Below are 14690 nucleotides of genomic sequence, written 5' to 3'. Positions count from 1 at the left end.
ATGGAAGATAAGATGCAAGCGTGAATGAGGACCGCATCGCCGGCATCGTCGCCCAGTGGCGTCGTGAACGTCCCGACCTCGACCCCGACCCGTTGCTGATCATCGGGCGGATCCAGTGGCTGGCCGAGGTGCTCGACGCGGCCCTGCGGCCGCCGTTCGCCGAGGCGGATCTGGGAAACGGCGAGTTCGACGTGCTGGCGGCACTGCGCCGGGAAGGCACGCCGTACACGCTCACGGCCGGGCAGTTGAGCCAACGGATGCTGGTCACCACCGGGGCGGTGACCAAGCGAGTCGACCGGCTCATCGCCCGGGGCCTCGTGTCGCGTTCGGTCTCCGACAGCGACGCTCGGGGCAGAGTGGTGGGGCTGACCCCGGCCGGTGTGGCGTTGACCGACCGCCTCATCGAGCAGCATCTGGCCAACGAGGCGGCCATCCTCCGCGAGCTGCCCGACGCCGACCGCAGGGAGCTCGAGCGCCTGCTGGCGACGTTGACCCGGATCGTTCGTTCCTGAGTTCCCGACGGCCGGCCCGCCGGCCCGGCGAAGAAGTCCCACCCTCGATGCGACGCGTCCGGGCTCTCCTCAGGGGGACATCGACAGCGCGTACTTCGGCCCGTGGAGCACGGTGGTGGACAACACCACGTCTGGGGGTTCACCGCGAGCACCCGCCGGGCCACCTCGTTGACGCTCGCCGGCCGGTACGGCACCAGCTACCGCCAGGCCCGGCCGGTCGCCGCCAGCGACGTCGCCTGGTGCAAGGTGAGCATCCCGGAGACGTGGACCAGCGGAGCAACGGCGGAGCCTGGCGCTCGCTGAGGACCTTCACCCTCACGGCCGGTGATGCCAACAAGGCCGGCGTGAGCCGGAAGGGGTAGGCGAGCTGGCCGCGCAGGGCCATCGCGCGTGGGTCGACAAGCCAGTGGCGGGGCTCCTCCGGGTAGTCCTCGGTGCCGACAACGGCGGTGTCGTCGTAGGGGAAGGCCGCCGCCTCGTAGTCCCAACGAACGCGGTCGTCGTCTGAGTTTGAGGGAAGGGGCACGGCTTCGTCGGCGTCCAGGCTCCGGAGTTCCATGCCATCCTCCGCCCGGTGCAGGTAGAGGGTCCACTGCCCCAGGTCCGTGGTCAGGAATTGCTCCCCGGACGGGCTCACGGCGAGGAGGACCTCCTCGACGAACCGCTGGACGGTGAGGTTCGCGCCGTCCCAGTGGCCCACAGCACGGGCGAGTTCTCCTCGCCCTCGGCGACGGTCAGGCCCATGTAGGCCGGGTTCGGATGGGGGAAGTGGAGGGAGCTCGATCCCACGGTCATCGTGTCGGCCCGGGTCAGCACCGCGCCGTCGGCGGGGTCGAGGATCAGCCATTCCTCCTCGACGTCGTGCCCCGGGCGGTTGCGGACGTGGGCCCACAGGAGCTTGCCGTCCGAGGAGAAGGCCGCCGAGCCGATGTCCGCGTGGCCATGGTGGTAGTGGCGTACTCGGCGAACGAGGCATGGGCCGCGGTGCACTCGGCGGCGGACCAACAACCGTGCCGGATCTCCCACCGCACGGCACCGGTCGAGTCCACGGCTCGCAAGGCGTGCACCCCGGCGAACACGGCGACATCATCGGTGGGCGAGACCGTCACCGAGCAGTACCGGCGGGGCCAGGGCGCGGGGGAGGGGACCTCCGTCCCCTCCCCGTCCAGGTCGCGGACGGCCAGCTCGGTGTCCCCGCGCTGCACCAGCAGCCGACGCCCGGGCCAGTGCAGCACCTGCGGGGCGTCCGCCGACGCGGGGTCCAGCAGAGCTGCGACGGTGGCCACGAGACGGGCAGTGATCTGGGCAAGCCCCCGTGGGCAGCATCGTTTGGCATCGTCGTATTCTGTGACGCGCGTCGGATGGTGCAGCTGACCTGACGTCGCCCGCTTTGACCAGCTTCTTGCACCGGGTCCTGAGCCGCCACCGTGGCGAGCGGCCATGTCGGACGGGTACGCCGGCCGGGAGCAAGCGCACGCCTCAGCCTGGCCTACACCAACACGGACGGGCCCGCAGCGCCGCTCATCGAGGCGCTCTCCTCCGTCCCGAAGATCAGCGCCGACGCGCTGATCACCTCGTGCCAGCTCATCATCCTCAACCGGGACGAGGGCATGTACGTGTGGGAACCGTACGCCACGGTAGAACTCGGTTCCTGAACCCTGTTACGTCCGCCATGTCACCCCGTGGTAGAGATCGCCGCCGCGATGGCTGCTCACTCGGCGGGCATTCGGGTGGAGAGGGGGCTCCCCGTCTTGCGCGGAGGCTCCTGCCCCGGATGACCGAGGGATGTTCCGCACTGGCGGGCTTGAACTACAGACCCATCCAAGCCGGTCCGATGAACGGTCCAGCCCTGACGCAGCTCCGGTCCTGGTGACGTGGCCGAACCTCCCGTGGGAGGCGACGCCAGCCGGGCGAGAGGGCAGCCCTCAGATGATCTTCGGTGACGTGCGCGGTGTGTGCTCTCCAGCGGATGCCAACCCGGGTGAACCGGTGCCAACGCGGGTCACCGGGGCCGACCGCCGGTCGCAAACCGGGGTTCGTGTGCTCCGGGTGTGGTCCTGGGCTGGGAGAACAGGGGGCCGGGTGACGTGGGTGAACGTGGGCCACTCCCTGCCACCCCAGGTGAACGCCCAGGTCGCTAGACTAGGCGCTCGCGCCCTCGTAGCTCAGGGGATAGAGCATCGGTTTCCTAAACCGTGTGTCGCAGGTTCGAATCCTGCCGGGGGCACCTCGAAGATCAGCAATAACTACGGCTGAGCCGCAGATACGCGGCTGCTTCGATTCCTCCTTCTGTGCAGCCGGATGCCACCCTGAGCTGCCGTTTGCAGCTGTCCGTGCAGAGTGCGTGCAACGATCTTGACGGCTCGAAGGGGACCGTTCGCCCGGCTCGGCGACCCTCTGTTGAGCGCTTGTGGTAGCGCATTGTCTGGCAGGATCGCGGCTGTGATGCCCGCGCAACCGGCGCCGCCCGACCTCGCCGAGGTGGAGGACCACTTCGTGGCGATCCTCGACGGCACCCAGTCGCGTGACGAGGTCGACCGCTGGGCCACCGACGTCATGCAGGGCTTGGAGGACGTCGAAGTCGGCGAAACGCTGTGGTGGGCGCTCGGCATCCTCGCCGGCATCGACCTGCGGCACGGGCAGGGCGAACCGTACCTGCATGACGACGTGCAGGTGCTCGGCTGGCTTGCTGAGTTCAGGGAGCGGCGCGGCGTGCTTGGCTGAGCCCGGCTTCAACCCGTTCGTTCCCACTTCCAGGTTGCGTTCCAGGTTAAGGTCCAGAACCTGATCTTGCGGCGGGTGCAGTTCACCATGGGGTGCCAATCCGGCGACCACCTTTGGGGTGAGTCGCTGGGGGCCGGGACCAGTTCCGTCGCGGTGGGCGCCACGCTCGGTCTGCACGACTCCCGTGGGGTGGTAACCCCTTGTCGAGCCATTCACCGGATGGGATGCTGCCCTCTGCGCTCGAGAGGGCGCGGTCGATCGAGAGATCCCTCGCTGCGAGTGCCACGGACCTTGGCTGCGGCGAAATTCCAGCTGACGTCGGGCGAATGGACTCAGGTAGTGGCAAGTGGAAGCGCGTGGGCGCCGCTGGAGGCGTTCTGGACCGCCGAGGAGCTGGTGCGGAACCGCGATCGGTTGGTCGAGAAGATCGAGCAGTGCTACCGCGAGGCGCATCCGAGGGGGATGGATCCCTCCAGAGGCGACGTGGAGTCGTGGCGGGAGAGCCTCTACGAAGTTGCGACGGCCCTGGTTGATTCCGGCCTTGCCCAGGTGTGGATGTTCGTCGAGTATCGCGTAGATCCGTCTATGAACCCCGTAGACGTCGTCCTCGCGGGGCGGCATCCCGTGGACGGCTTGAGCTATGCCGCGATCGAACTGAAGCAGTGGAGTTTCGTTGAACGGCCTCACGCCTCAGCGCCCGACTGCGGTTCGTGCGTGTCCACCGGCGGCGGGAACCTTTGCAGGCGATGCGCCATTGATCGGGTCTATGTTCCGAGTTATGGGAAACACAAGAAGCACCCGGCGATCCAGGTGCGAGACAACCTTACTTCGATCCGCAGGCACCACAGCATGTTCGACGACCGCTACGTCACCCTCGTCGGGGCGTCATATCTGCACAACCTGAAGCACCAGGACGCCCAGTGGATCAGCAGGGTTGCTCCGTGCCAAGGTATCCCGACCTTCACGGCCCGACAGCCCTCCGATCTCCGGGCGTTCCTGCGGACTCACTTCAGCGCCGCGCCGGGCGATGCGGCGACGCAGGCGCTCCTGGAGCGGCGGCGCGCGAACTCGTTACTCGCCGACGAGGCGGGCGCCATCATCAGCGGATATTCGCGGTTCAGCCTGGTGGAAAATCAACTACGTGCCGTCAACGACGTGATGAGCCTGGTCCGGGAGAGGGCCTCGTCCGGCGGGAAGAGGGTGTTCGTCGTCAGCGGCCGCGCGGGCACTGGGAAGTCTCTTGTCGCGCTCACCCTGCTGGGCGAAGCGCTGAGGGGTGGCTACGAGGCGCGGTATGTGTCAGGTGGGATCGCCTCACGCGAGACCTTCAGGCGTGCGTCCAGGGGTCGTGGTGCCGCTTTCGAGACGCTGAACAGGATCGCCGATCGCCACGCTACCGATGAGCTGGAGCTCATCCTGTGCGACGAGGCGCACCGGCTCACGGAGCGTCCGATGACGGGCTCGTTCGCCATGCGTCCGGGCGAATCGTCGGTCTCGGTGGTTGTCACTCGTGCCAGGGTGCCCGTCTTCTTCGTCGACGGAGACCAGCGCCTCTTCGCTGAGGAGATCTGGTCCCCCGAGGCGCTTGTCCAAGAGATCCAGCGGCTCGGGGCAGAGGTCGTTCCCCTGACGTTGGATCGCGTGTTGCGCGCAGTGGGAAGTGCAACGTACGACACGTGGATCCAGCGCCTGATGGCCGGTGATCCGGTGCCCTGGAACCCCGACGCCAAGTCGGATCCGGAGCCCTTCGAGCTCTACTACGCCGACAGCGCTGCCCAGATGGAAAAGTTCCTGAAGGGCAAGGACGCTTCGGGTGCCAGCGCGCGGATGAGTGCCGGGATGTGCTGGGACTGGACCGACGACACCGGGACCTTCCCTGACGTGACGCCCGAGGAGGGCTGGGCCCGCCCCTGGAACGCCGGCGACAACCACAAGACTCCCGGCGTGCCGAAGCGCCGTTATTGGGCGACCGAAGCCGGGGGTTTTGGGCAGATCGGATGTGTCCACACCGCCCAAGGCCTCGAATACGACTGGGGTGGAGTGATCCTGGGCCCCGACCTCACCTGGCGCGAGGCTGCCTGGAGGGTGCACCGCGAGCACGTCCGGAGCAAAGCCAACCGCATCCAGAATGACGAAGAACTCTCGCGCGCCATCCGTAACGCCTACGGCGTCCTCATGACTCGGTCCCTCCGCGGCACGGTTGTCTATTCGGTCGATCCGGCGACTAGGCAACTCTTCGCTGACTTAGGCGTCCAGAAGATCTGAGAATGCCTTCTCAAGGGGTCAGTATCTGCTGCTGTCACCAGCAACCACCGTATCGATGCTGAGCGAGCCGAGGCATCAGCTCAGCGCTACCTCGATGCGCTCGTTCATCCGGCTGCGGCCTCCGTCGAGGCGCTTCGCGTACACCTTGAGCAGGACGTCGACGGAGTGACCGGCCCGCTGGGCGACCTCGGGTGCCGGCAGCCCGGCGTTGAGCCATAGCGACACCCCGGCATGCCGCAGGTCGTACGGGCGGCCGGCCAGGGTAGGAGCGACCCGATCCGGCGGCAGGCTCAACCGCCGCGCCTCCTCCCGGACCTGCGAGTACGTCGACGACGCCACCACGTCGCCCCGATCACTGCGAAACAGCCACCCGTCGGCGGCCACCCCGAACCGGTCGATGTGCGCGCAGAACTGTCACCAGCTCCGGCGGGATCGGCGCCTCTCGCGCCTCCTTATCGCCCCGGTGCTTGAGCCCGCGGTCGTCGTGTACCTCGCCGCTGTCGGTGGTACCGCTTGCCAGCCGCAGGCCGGGACTTCTCCACCGTCAACAGCCCCCGGCACGACCACCCGGACACCCTGGGCTCGATCAACAGCCCGGCTGGCGCCTACCAAGCGGTGGGCCGGATCGAGGAGGCGATCAGCCTGTTCGAGCGGGTGCTGCGATGATGCAATGTAGCCGCGTTCGGGACGAAGAGGTCTAGGGCTGTACAGCCATCCGTACAGCCAAGACCGGCGACGGAGCCAGCCCAGGGCCGACGGTAGGCGACAAGACGAGCAGGTCAGCAGCAGTCAGCGACACCGGCCGACAGATGGCTAATCTTTGCAGGGCAGGGGTTAGACGTCGAGAGAAGCAGGTTTGTACGCGAAGTCCTTAGTCGGCTGTCCTGTCGATCTCCTGCGCTACTGCGGTGGCCTCGTCCGTCAGGCGCCGGCGCTCGTCGGGATCGAGGTGCTCTTCCCACTCCTTGAAGCGGTGGAATTGGTCAAGGAACATGGGTCCGTAGGCGTCGGTGACGGCGATCTGACGCAGGTCGGTGTGGCCGGCGAGGACGTCGCGGGCCATTTCCTGGAGGTCGGTGCCGGCCGCTCCGTCGCGGAGCCGTTCGAGGCTGGCGTGGAGGATCTTGGCGAGGCCGTTCTCGCCTTCGGCCAGGTCGAGGAGTTGACGCTCGGGCTCGGTTTCTGGGTCGGTCATGGTGCCACGGGGCTCACGTAGGGCTGCTCGGGTAGCTGGATTTTCGTGAGGTCGCCGCCCTGGTCGGCGAGGGCCTTGAGGAAGCTGAAGAAGCCGAGGATGAGCGTGCCGCCGGCCTGGATCTTGGTGGCCGCGTCGTTGACCTTCTTGACGAGTTCCATGGCTTGCCAGGCGGCGACGCCGTAGCCGACGACTGCTCCGGCGCCGGTTTCGAGCAGGGCCGTCCCGGCCGCGGTGCTGACGCCGATGATGATGGCCTTGTCGATGATCATCTTGATGAGGCCGCCGACCATGTCCGCGAGCAGCCAGATGGCGCGGGCGGCCTCGTGGTACTTCTCCTGGACCTGGGCCAGGACGATGTTCTGCTGGGAGGTGGCCGCGGCGAGCTTGCGGAAGTAGACGAACGCGGCGTCAGCGGCGTGGCCGTCCCACTGGGCGTCGAGCTGGGTCGTGGCCTCGATGAGGTTGCCGCCGAGGGCTTGCAGGCTCTGCCCGAGGTTGCCGTAGGCGTCGCCGGCTTTGTAGAAGCTCTCCCAGTCGCCGACGAACGCTGCGGTGATGGTGCCGATGACGTCGTAGCCGGCGACCTCTTTGATGATCTCGTTGATCCAGTGCGAGATGGAGATGGCGTCGAGGATGCCGATCGGGTTGGCGAAGCCCTTGGACAGGGAGGGGTCCGGGTCGCCGGGTTCCACCAGCAGATCGGTTGGCTCGATCACGGGAAGTACCTCGTGGGCGGCTTCTCGCCGGCCATGGTGTCCTCGCCGCGGTCGACGGAGGGGTAGGTGGCGTCGAGGCGCCCGGCCGATCGGGCGTCGGTGTGCCGGTAGTGGGTCGCGGTGCGGTGCAGGGCGTCGCGTGACTGCTCCAACAACTCGACCAGGTGCCCGAGGCGCTTGTTCATCTCGTCGACGAGCCGCTGATGCGCCGGCCAGGCCTCGTTGAGCAGCCCTTGCCCGTACCAGGGCATGTCGGTGTGCCTGGCGATGTACGCCTTCGCCGCCCGCGCGTCGGTGCTGGCATCGCTGATCCGGCTGGCCGCGCGTTCAAGGGCGCCGGGCTCGACCGAGAAACTCACGACACCGCATCCCCGATCACCCCGGTCACGACCAGCAGCACGGCAGCCGCGAGCAGACCAAAGCCCATGACCCGACCGCGCTTCCTCGCCTCCGCGTTGCTGCCTGCCCGGTAGACACCCAGACCCGCAACCGCAGCCACCCCGAGAGGCAGCGCGGTCGACAGGAAACGGAAGAACGGCCACCCGTCGAAAGGCACGTCACCGTCACGGGTGGCCGCGCCGTAGACGAGGAAGCCCAGAGCCACGACGCAGAAGAAGAACAACACCATCGACAGCAGCGCCACACCTCGCCGGAAGTCGCGCCACTGATCCGGCTTATCCGGCGCACCCGTCACCGGCTCTGTCTGCCCGGTTCCACTCACGGCTGCACCATCCCACAGCGCAACCACCCTCCGCGACCCCGCGCACACGCAAACGATCAAGTGCCAGGGAGTGAGCTGTGCTGTCCCGCGCAAGGCGAGTCTCCGCGCTCGCGGCCCACCCTCCGGCCGTCCTCGGGCAGCCGCAGCGCCAGCGGAGTATGAGCATTGTCTTGGCGGACCCTGAACGGGTCCAGGCGCAGGTCAAGCGGTGGCCTGCCGGTGGTGTCGGAGTTGCGGCACCCGCGGAAGGATGCGGGGCTGACGTGCACAGAGCTTGTAAGCGAGGTATCGCATCGTGCAGCGCAGCTGCGGCGTGGTGCTGCCGCCGCTGATCTAGTTTCCGTATGCGTCGTACCTGTCACTATGACCGCGCGATCGGTCGATGGGGTAGCGCCGGGCGTTGAGGTCCGTCTTGTCGGGCAGGGCTGTCGCCAGGTCGACCTGGAGCACGTCTGCCAGGCGAAGGAGGTAGGCGAGGACATCGGCAAGCTCGTGGCGTACGGCCTCGGCCTGGGTTGCGTTCTTGGGGTCGTGGCGTCTGGAGGACGCCCGGCTACCGGACTCAGTCACACCGACGAGACGGTCACGGCCGTGCACCGCGACCGTCTCGGCCGTCGATAATGATCGACATGTCTCTCCGATACGACGATGTGCTCGGTCCGCTACGCGAGGCGTACGACGCGCGCGCGTCCTGGCGTGACGCGCTCACCAAGGAGCCCTGGAAGCTGGCGGAACGGCAGGCGTTCCGTAACCGGCTGGCACCGGGCGCGCGACTGCTGGAGATCGGCGCCGGCACCGGGCAGGACGGCGTCTACTTCCAGCAGGAGGGCTTCGCCGTCGTTGCGACCGACCTCTCACCCGCGATGGTCGAGCACTGCCGGGCCAAGGGCATCGAGGCCCATGTCATGGACTTCTTGCACCTGGATTTCCCGGCCGACTCGTTCGACGCGGTGTTCGCGATGAACTGCCTCCTGCACGTACCCAACCACGACCTGCCGGCGGTGCTGGCGGCGATCCGGACGGTCCTGCGCCCCGGCGGGCTGTTCTTCGTGGGCGTGTACGGCGGCAACGAGAGCGCCGAAGGCCCCAAGAGCGACGACGAGCACGGGCCGCCGCGCTTCTTCTCCTGGCGGACCGACGAGCAACTGCTCGGCTTCGCCACCGCATGGTTCGACGTCGTGGACTTCCACTCCATCGGTGTTGGTCGCGGCCACCGGTTCCAGTCACTGACGCTGCGCCGCCCGGGCCTCCTCGGGTCTCGTGCAGAGGATGCGCAATGATCTCGCTCGACACTGCAGGTGGCTAGCTCATGTGCGCAGGTCACGCAGGAAGTAACCAGCCTGTCTGAGTCGCCTCCCTCAACCGTGTGTCGCAGGTTCGAATCCTGCCCGGGGGCACCTCGTGCAGTCGCCGCTCGGCAGCGCCGGCGCGTCAGGCCGGGGCGACCAGGTCGCCGTCGTCGTCGCGTACGGTGATCGCTTCGACCGGGCACGACTCCGCGGCGTCGATCACCGTCTCGGTCGGTTCGACGGTCGCCGCGATCGGAGTGGCCGCCCCGGACTCCAACCGGAAATGGGCGGGCGCCATGCCGACACAGCCGCCCGATCCGATGCAGCGCCCCGCGTCGACAGCGATCCGCCAGCCGGCGCTCACCAGGCCACCGGCATCCGGGCCAGGCCTCGAACGATCATGCCGCTCTTCCAGGTGAGTTCCGGCTCGGGCACGGCGATCCGCAGCTCGGGCAGCCGGGCGACCAGCGCGCCGATCCCGACCTGGAGTTCCATCCGGGCGAGCTGGGCCCCCACGCAGTGATGCACGCCGTGCCCGAAACCGATGTGCGGATTGGCCTCGCGCCCGAGGTCGAGCCGGTCGGGCTCGGCGAAGACGGTCTCGTCCCGGTTCGCCGACGAGAGCGAACCGATCACCGGTTCCCCGGCCCGCACCAGCACGCCGCCGACCTCGACGTCCTCGGTGGCGTACCTCGCGAAGGAGGACGCCACCCCGAGCGGGACGTAGCGCATCAGCTCCTCGACCGCGGTGGGCACCCGGGCCGGCTCGGCCCGCAGCCAGGCCAGCTGTTCCGGATGGGTGAGCAGGACGTACGCGAAGTTCGGCAGTTGGGTGACGGTGGTCTCGTGGCCGGCGGCGAGCAGCCCGGCGGCGAGCTGCACGATCTCCTGCTCGGTGAACCGGTCCTGGTTCTCGTCGCGCGCCCGCACCATCGCGCAGATCAGGTCGTCGGTGGGTTCCCGGCGTCGCTGCTGGACCAGCTCGGCGATGTACGCGTACAGGTTGTCGAGGTACTCCTGGATCTGCTCCGGCGGCAGTGAGGTGGTGGAGACGATCGCCTCCGACCAGACGTGGAACAGGTGCCGGTCGGCGAAGGGCACCCCGAGCAGCTCGCAGATCACCTGGATCGGCAGCGGGGTGGCGAAGTGTTCGACCAGGTCGGCCGGAGGACCGGCCGTCACCATGGCGTCGATGAGCCCGTCGGCGATCTGCCGGGTCCGGGGCCGGAGCTGCTCGACGCGCCGGGCGGTGAACGCCTTGGCGACCAGCCGCCGCAGCCGGGTGTGCTCCGGCGGATCCATGGAGAGGATGCCGCCCTCGATCTGTCTCGGTGTGAGCCGCGGTTCGTCCCGGCCGACGCTGGCAGCCCGGCTGAACCTCGGGTCACCGAGGACGGTCCGTACGTCGCCGTGCCGGGTGGCGAGCCACGCCTCCTCGCCGAACGGCAGCCGGACCCGGCTGAGCGGCTCGACGCGCCGCAGTTCGGCGTAGCGGGGGTCGAGGTTGAGCCGGTCGGGCGGGCTGAACGGGTACGGCCGTGCGGTGACCCTGGCGACGTCCGGCATTGGTCGACCCCCAAGAAGCAGACCGGATCACCCATGGTGATCACCCATCGTGACGCATCGATTGCCGATCGTAGCGGAGACCGTGGATCGGTGCCAGTGCCCGGGACGCTGTCGCCGCCGGGGACCGCTCAGGCAGCCTTCGAGACGATCTCCACGAGGTTGCCGTCCGGGTCGCGGAGCAGCGCGGTGCGGTTGCCGTTGCCGGAGTCGTGCGGGGCCTGGACGGCCGGCACGCCGGTGGCGGTCAGCCGCGCGAAGGCCGCGTCGACGTCGTGCGTCCAGACCACCAGCGCCATGGCGGGGCGTCCCGGCTCGGCCGACACGCCGTGCGCCCGGCGGGCCGCCTCGACCGTGCCGAGCCCGACGGTGAACCCGCCGAGCCGGAGCTCGACGTGCTCCGGTGTGCCCTCGGTGGGGGTCCGGAACGTCTCGGTGAAGCCGAGCAGGTCACGGTAGAAGCGGATGCCCGCCTCGATGTCGGTGGTGTAGAGATTGACGAGCGCTGAGTCGAACATGCGTACAGGCTAGGCGTTCGAGATGCCCGACGACCGCCTCGATCGGCGCGGAGGCGTCGATCTCGGCGGTGGCGGTGGCCCGCAGCAGTGGCTCGACCTCGGCCAGGTTCCGCAGGATCTCGGCCCGCTCCTCGGCGCGCTTGCCGTACGGGTTGTCGGCGCGGGCGGCGACGCGCGCCAGCAGCACCTCGGCCGGCGCGCTGAGCAGCACCACCTGGTCGAAGTCGGGATGGAACCGGCCCTGGTTGCTCTTGCAACCCGCCACGAAGAGGTGCCCGCCGCGGTGCCCTTCCAGCAGCGCGGCTACCGCGTCTTCCCGCCACACCCAGTCGCTGGAGCCGTCGGGGAGCGTCACCCACCGGCTCCACCGCTCGGTGTCGGTGTCGACGGCGTGGTGGCCGCGCGCCGCCAGGGCCCGCAGCGCGGTCGACTTGCCGGTCCCGGACATGCCGGTCACCAGGACCTTCGCCATCCGGGAAGCCTAGGCCAGTCGGTAGACCGACACGTGGGAGCGGGACTCCTCGGTGAACTCGGCGCCGGCGAAGTCGGCGTGCCGGCTCTCCAGGGTGAAGCCGGCCAGCTCGCCCATCAGGTCCAGCTCGGACGGCCAGATGTAGCGGTGCGGGGTGCGGAAGACCCGCGCCTCGCGGCCGTCGCCGAAGCGGAAGTGGTGCGACACGACCCGCTGGCGCAGCACGTCGTAGGTGTCCAGGCCGATGTAGCCGGGCTCGGTGTGCCACACGGTCGCCGCCTGGCCCGGGGGCAGCTTGCGCAGCTCCGGCACCCACAGCTCGATCACGAACCGCCCGCCCGGGCCGAGGTGACGTGCCGCGTTGCGGAAGCAGGCCACCTGCTCGGCCTGGTCGAGCAGGTTGGCGATGGTGTTGTAGACGAGGTAGACCAGGCTGAACTCGCCGGGCACGGTGGCGCCGGCCATGTCGCCGACGACCACCGGGATCGTGGCCGCGTCGGCCTTCGTCCGCAGCCGCGCCACCATCGGTACGGAGAGTTCGATGCCGCTGACCCGCACCCCGCGTTCGGTGAGGGGCACGGCCACCCGGCCGGTGCCGACGGCGAACTCCAGGGCGGCCCCGTCGCCGGCGAGCGCGGCGAGCCGGTCGACGGTGGGGTCGAGCACCTCCGGCGCGAACATCCCGCTACCGGGCGTGTCGTAGCGGCGGGCGGCCTCGTCGTCCCAGATCTCGTCCTGGCGCATCCGCCCACCATCGGTGCCGAGGCGGCGGGTGTCGACCGCTTTTCCGGGCCGCCGTCCGCGTTCGGCTTGTTACCCTCCGTCAATGGACCGAGGTTCCGGGCACTCAGAGAGGTGCCAGGCCACACCGGTACCCTGCTAGTCCCGGCCCGTCCGCGACGACACATGAGGTATGCGTGAACGATCTTCGAGTGGTGGCGTTCGACCTGGACGACACCCTGGCGATTTCCAAGTCCCGGATCGATCGTCGGATGGCGGAGCTGCTCGGCCACCTGCTCACCGAGGTGGACGTGCTGATCATCTCCGGTGGCCGGTTCGAGCAGTTCCAGTCGCAGGTGCTGGCCCACCTCGACCTCAGCGAGGAGCAGCGCGACCGGCTGCATCTGATGCCGACCTGCGGCACCCGCTACTACCGCTGGTCCGACGGGGACTGGCGGCTGGTCTACGCGGAGGATCTGAGCGAGGCGGACAAGGCCCGCGTCATCACCGCGCTGACCGAGTCGGCGCAGGCGCTCGGTCTGTGGGAGTCGAAGACCTGGGGCGACATCGTCGAGGACCGGGGCAGCCAGATCACGTTCTCCGCGCTGGGGCAGTCGGCTCCGCCGGCCGAGAAGTACGGCTGGGACCCGGACGGGAGCAAGAAGAAGAGGCTGCGTGACGCGGTCGCCGCGAAGCTGCCCGACCTGGAGGTTCGGGGTGGCGGTTCGACCTCGATCGACGTGACGCGCAAGGGCGTGGACAAGGCGTACGGCATGCGGAAGCTGCTGGAGCACCTCGACCTGAAGATCGACAACGTGCTCTTCGTGGGGGACCGGCTCGACGTGGGCGGCAACGACTACCCGGTGAAGGCCATGGGCATCCGCAGCGTCGCGGTGACCCGCTGGGAGGAGACCGCCGACTACGTCGAGACCCTGGTCGACGACCTGGTGAAGCAGCGCGCCGAGCGCGCCTGACCACCGGGCGGGGCGGTCAGGCGCGGCTCGTCAGAGCGCGGCGCGGATCGCCTCCGCGAGCGTGGTCGGGGCGCGGCCGAGCAGCCCGGCGAGGTCGTCGCCGACCGCCAGCTCACCCCGGGCGAGACCGCTGTCGCTGTCGGCCAGCACGGCGGCGTATCCCTCGGGCAGGCCGGCGGCGACGAGCACCTCGGCGAAGCGGTCGGCCGGCAGGTCGGTGTAGCCGATCGGCTCGCCGGTCTGCCGGGCGACCTCGGCGGCCAGTTCGGTGAGCGTGAACGGCGCGCCGCCCAGCTCGTACACCTGGTTGGTGTGGCCGTCGCCGGTGAGCACCACGGCGGCGGCCTCGGCGTAGTCCGCGCGGGTGGCGGCGCTGACCCGCCCGTCGCCGGCCGCGCCGGTCACCCCCTGCTTCCGGTACGCGTCGAGCTGGCCGGTGTAGTTCTCCAGGTACCAGCTGTTGCGCAGGAACACGTAAGGCAGGCCGGCGTCGCGGACGTACCCCTCGGTGTCCCGGTGTTCGGCGGCGAGCCGCATGCCGGCGGTGTCGGCGTGGGCGATGCTGGTGTAGACCACCAGCCCGACGCCGGCCTCCTTGGCGGCGGTGACCACGTTGGCGTGCTGCGGTCGACGGCGGCCGACCTCGCTGCCGGAGACGAACATGAGCCTGTCGACCCCGGCGAGGGCGGCCCGGAGCGAGTCGGGGTCGTCGTAGTCGGCCGACCGGGTGACGACCCCCCGGCCGGCGAGTTCGGCGAGCCGGTCGGTGTCGCGGCCGATCGCCACGATCTCTCCGGCCGGCACGCCGCGGTCGAGCAGCGCGGTGACGATCAGGCGGCCGAGCTGGCCGGTGGCCCCGGTGACGGCGATGGACATGCGCGCTCCCAGTGGTTGAGCAGTCAACTGTCTCCTGAGGCAACCAGGGTGGTGCCGGGTTGCTTCCCGGTTCCGGAACCCGAAAGTCTGGTGGGATCGACGGTGATGAGGTAGGAACGGCGAGAGAGCGCTCTCCGTCCCA

At 69.1% G+C, this 14690-nt stretch carries 20 protein-coding genes and 1 tRNA gene; 9 read left to right on the top strand and 12 right to left on the bottom strand.

Annotated features, from left to right (window positions below; all coding sequences use genetic code 11):
- The first annotated feature begins 20 nt into the window (after nucleotides 1–20).
- A complete protein-coding gene (locus tag GA0070213_RS10520; RefSeq protein ID WP_091061390.1) occupies nucleotides 21–512 on the top strand; it encodes a MarR family winged helix-turn-helix transcriptional regulator in 492 nt (163 codons plus the stop codon).
- A gap of 102 nt (nucleotides 513–614) precedes the next feature.
- Nucleotides 615–815 (top strand): carbohydrate-binding protein, encoded by a 201-nt coding sequence (locus GA0070213_RS10515; RefSeq protein WP_245716333.1) that lies wholly within the window; start codon nucleotides 615–617, stop codon nucleotides 813–815.
- Nucleotides 816–1145: 330 nt separating this feature from the next.
- Here the strand turns inward: GA0070213_RS10515 and GA0070213_RS31480 are convergent, their stop codons facing one another.
- A complete protein-coding gene (locus tag GA0070213_RS31480; protein WP_091061389.1) occupies nucleotides 1146–1502 on the bottom strand; it encodes a hypothetical protein in 357 nt (118 codons plus the stop codon).
- Nucleotides 1503–1939: 437 nt separating this feature from the next.
- Here GA0070213_RS31480 and GA0070213_RS10505 point away from each other — a divergent pair, with 437 nt between their 5' ends.
- The 4 genes from GA0070213_RS10505 (at nucleotide 1940) to GA0070213_RS10490 (ending at nucleotide 5501) form a co-directional block, all read left to right on the top strand.
- Nucleotides 1940–2167 (top strand): hypothetical protein, encoded by a 228-nt coding sequence (locus tag GA0070213_RS10505; protein ID WP_091061387.1) that lies wholly within the window; start codon nucleotides 1940–1942, stop codon nucleotides 2165–2167.
- Between the two features lie 499 nt (nucleotides 2168–2666).
- A tRNA-Arg gene (locus GA0070213_RS10500) sits at nucleotides 2667–2739 on the top strand.
- Between the two features lie 218 nt (nucleotides 2740–2957).
- A complete protein-coding gene (locus tag GA0070213_RS10495) occupies nucleotides 2958–3236 on the top strand; it encodes a hypothetical protein (RefSeq protein WP_175441294.1) in 279 nt (92 codons plus the stop codon).
- Nucleotides 3237–3575: 339 nt separating this feature from the next.
- Nucleotides 3576–5501: a DNA/RNA helicase domain-containing protein gene (locus GA0070213_RS10490; RefSeq protein ID WP_245716332.1), complete on the top strand. Its 1926-nt coding sequence runs from the start codon at nucleotides 3576–3578 to the stop codon at nucleotides 5499–5501.
- 75 nt (nucleotides 5502–5576) lie between these two features.
- On the opposite strand, the gene GA0070213_RS31840 is transcribed toward GA0070213_RS10490, so the two are convergent.
- On the bottom strand, nucleotides 5577–5885 hold the full coding sequence (locus tag GA0070213_RS31840; RefSeq protein ID WP_245716331.1) for a site-specific integrase: 309 nt from the start codon (nucleotides 5883–5885) through the stop codon (nucleotides 5577–5579).
- 129 nt (nucleotides 5886–6014) lie between these two features.
- Here GA0070213_RS31840 and GA0070213_RS31475 point away from each other — a divergent pair, with 129 nt between their 5' ends.
- Nucleotides 6015–6167 carry a tetratricopeptide repeat protein gene (locus tag GA0070213_RS31475; RefSeq protein ID WP_175441268.1) on the top strand — a complete coding sequence of 51 codons (153 nt, stop codon included), beginning with the start codon at nucleotides 6015–6017 and terminating at the stop codon, nucleotides 6165–6167.
- Nucleotides 6168–6372: 205 nt separating this feature from the next.
- Here GA0070213_RS31475 and GA0070213_RS10480 read toward each other — a convergent pair whose 3' ends face one another.
- The 4 genes from GA0070213_RS10480 to GA0070213_RS10465 are packed head-to-tail and all read right to left on the bottom strand — an operon-like array spanning nucleotide 6373 to nucleotide 8136.
- A complete protein-coding gene (locus GA0070213_RS10480; RefSeq protein ID WP_091061383.1) occupies nucleotides 6373–6696 on the bottom strand; it encodes a hypothetical protein in 324 nt (107 codons plus the stop codon).
- On the bottom strand, nucleotides 6693–7415 hold the full coding sequence (locus GA0070213_RS10475; RefSeq protein ID WP_091061381.1) for a WXG100 family type VII secretion target: 723 nt from the start codon (nucleotides 7413–7415) through the stop codon (nucleotides 6693–6695). The genes GA0070213_RS10480 and GA0070213_RS10475 overlap by 4 nt, the downstream gene beginning before the upstream one ends.
- Nucleotides 7412–7774: a WXG100 family type VII secretion target gene (locus GA0070213_RS10470; protein ID WP_091061379.1), complete on the bottom strand. Its 363-nt coding sequence runs from the start codon at nucleotides 7772–7774 to the stop codon at nucleotides 7412–7414. Before GA0070213_RS10470 ends, GA0070213_RS10475 begins: the two co-directional genes overlap by 4 nt.
- Complete coding sequence (locus tag GA0070213_RS10465) at nucleotides 7771–8136, bottom strand: hypothetical protein (RefSeq protein WP_245716330.1); 366 nt, start codon at nucleotides 8134–8136, stop codon at nucleotides 7771–7773. Before GA0070213_RS10465 ends, GA0070213_RS10470 begins: the two co-directional genes overlap by 4 nt.
- 620 nt (nucleotides 8137–8756) lie before the next feature.
- Between GA0070213_RS10465 and GA0070213_RS10455 the strand changes: the two genes are divergently transcribed.
- Nucleotides 8757–9416: a class I SAM-dependent methyltransferase gene (locus tag GA0070213_RS10455; RefSeq protein ID WP_091061377.1), complete on the top strand. Its 660-nt coding sequence runs from the start codon at nucleotides 8757–8759 to the stop codon at nucleotides 9414–9416.
- A gap of 151 nt (nucleotides 9417–9567) precedes the next feature.
- On the opposite strand, the gene GA0070213_RS10450 is transcribed toward GA0070213_RS10455, so the two are convergent.
- The 5 genes from GA0070213_RS10450 to GA0070213_RS10430 all read right to left on the bottom strand — a co-directional run bounded on the left by GA0070213_RS10450 (nucleotide 9568) and on the right by GA0070213_RS10430 (nucleotide 12722).
- Nucleotides 9568–9789 carry a ferredoxin gene (locus tag GA0070213_RS10450; RefSeq protein ID WP_091061375.1) on the bottom strand — a complete coding sequence of 74 codons (222 nt, stop codon included), beginning with the start codon at nucleotides 9787–9789 and terminating at the stop codon, nucleotides 9568–9570.
- Nucleotides 9786–10991: a cytochrome P450 gene (locus GA0070213_RS10445; protein WP_091061373.1), complete on the bottom strand. Its 1206-nt coding sequence runs from the start codon at nucleotides 10989–10991 to the stop codon at nucleotides 9786–9788. Before GA0070213_RS10445 ends, GA0070213_RS10450 begins: the two co-directional genes overlap by 4 nt.
- A 128-nt stretch (nucleotides 10992–11119) precedes the next feature.
- Nucleotides 11120–11506: a VOC family protein gene (locus GA0070213_RS10440; protein WP_091061371.1), complete on the bottom strand. Its 387-nt coding sequence runs from the start codon at nucleotides 11504–11506 to the stop codon at nucleotides 11120–11122.
- Nucleotides 11439–11978, bottom strand: a complete 540-nt coding sequence (locus GA0070213_RS10435) for an AAA family ATPase (protein ID WP_091061369.1) — start codon at nucleotides 11976–11978, stop codon at nucleotides 11439–11441. Before GA0070213_RS10435 ends, GA0070213_RS10440 begins: the two co-directional genes overlap by 68 nt.
- A 9-nt stretch (nucleotides 11979–11987) precedes the next feature.
- Nucleotides 11988–12722 carry a class I SAM-dependent methyltransferase gene (locus GA0070213_RS10430; protein ID WP_091061367.1) on the bottom strand — a complete coding sequence of 245 codons (735 nt, stop codon included), beginning with the start codon at nucleotides 12720–12722 and terminating at the stop codon, nucleotides 11988–11990.
- 173 nt (nucleotides 12723–12895) lie between these two features.
- Here GA0070213_RS10430 and GA0070213_RS10425 point away from each other — a divergent pair, with 173 nt between their 5' ends.
- On the top strand, nucleotides 12896–13672 hold the full coding sequence (locus GA0070213_RS10425) for an HAD-IIB family hydrolase (RefSeq protein WP_091061365.1): 777 nt from the start codon (nucleotides 12896–12898) through the stop codon (nucleotides 13670–13672).
- 30 nt (nucleotides 13673–13702) lie between these two features.
- On the opposite strand, the gene GA0070213_RS10420 is transcribed toward GA0070213_RS10425, so the two are convergent.
- Complete coding sequence (locus tag GA0070213_RS10420) at nucleotides 13703–14548, bottom strand: SDR family oxidoreductase (protein ID WP_091061363.1); 846 nt, start codon at nucleotides 14546–14548, stop codon at nucleotides 13703–13705.
- Between the last annotated feature and the right edge of the window lie 142 nt (nucleotides 14549–14690).

Source organism: Micromonospora humi (genome assembly GCF_900090105.1).
Classification (GTDB): domain Bacteria; phylum Actinomycetota; class Actinomycetes; order Mycobacteriales; family Micromonosporaceae; genus Micromonospora; species Micromonospora humi.
The sequence above is the reverse complement of the archived record's forward strand: the minus strand, read 5'-3'. Positions and strand labels throughout refer to the sequence as shown.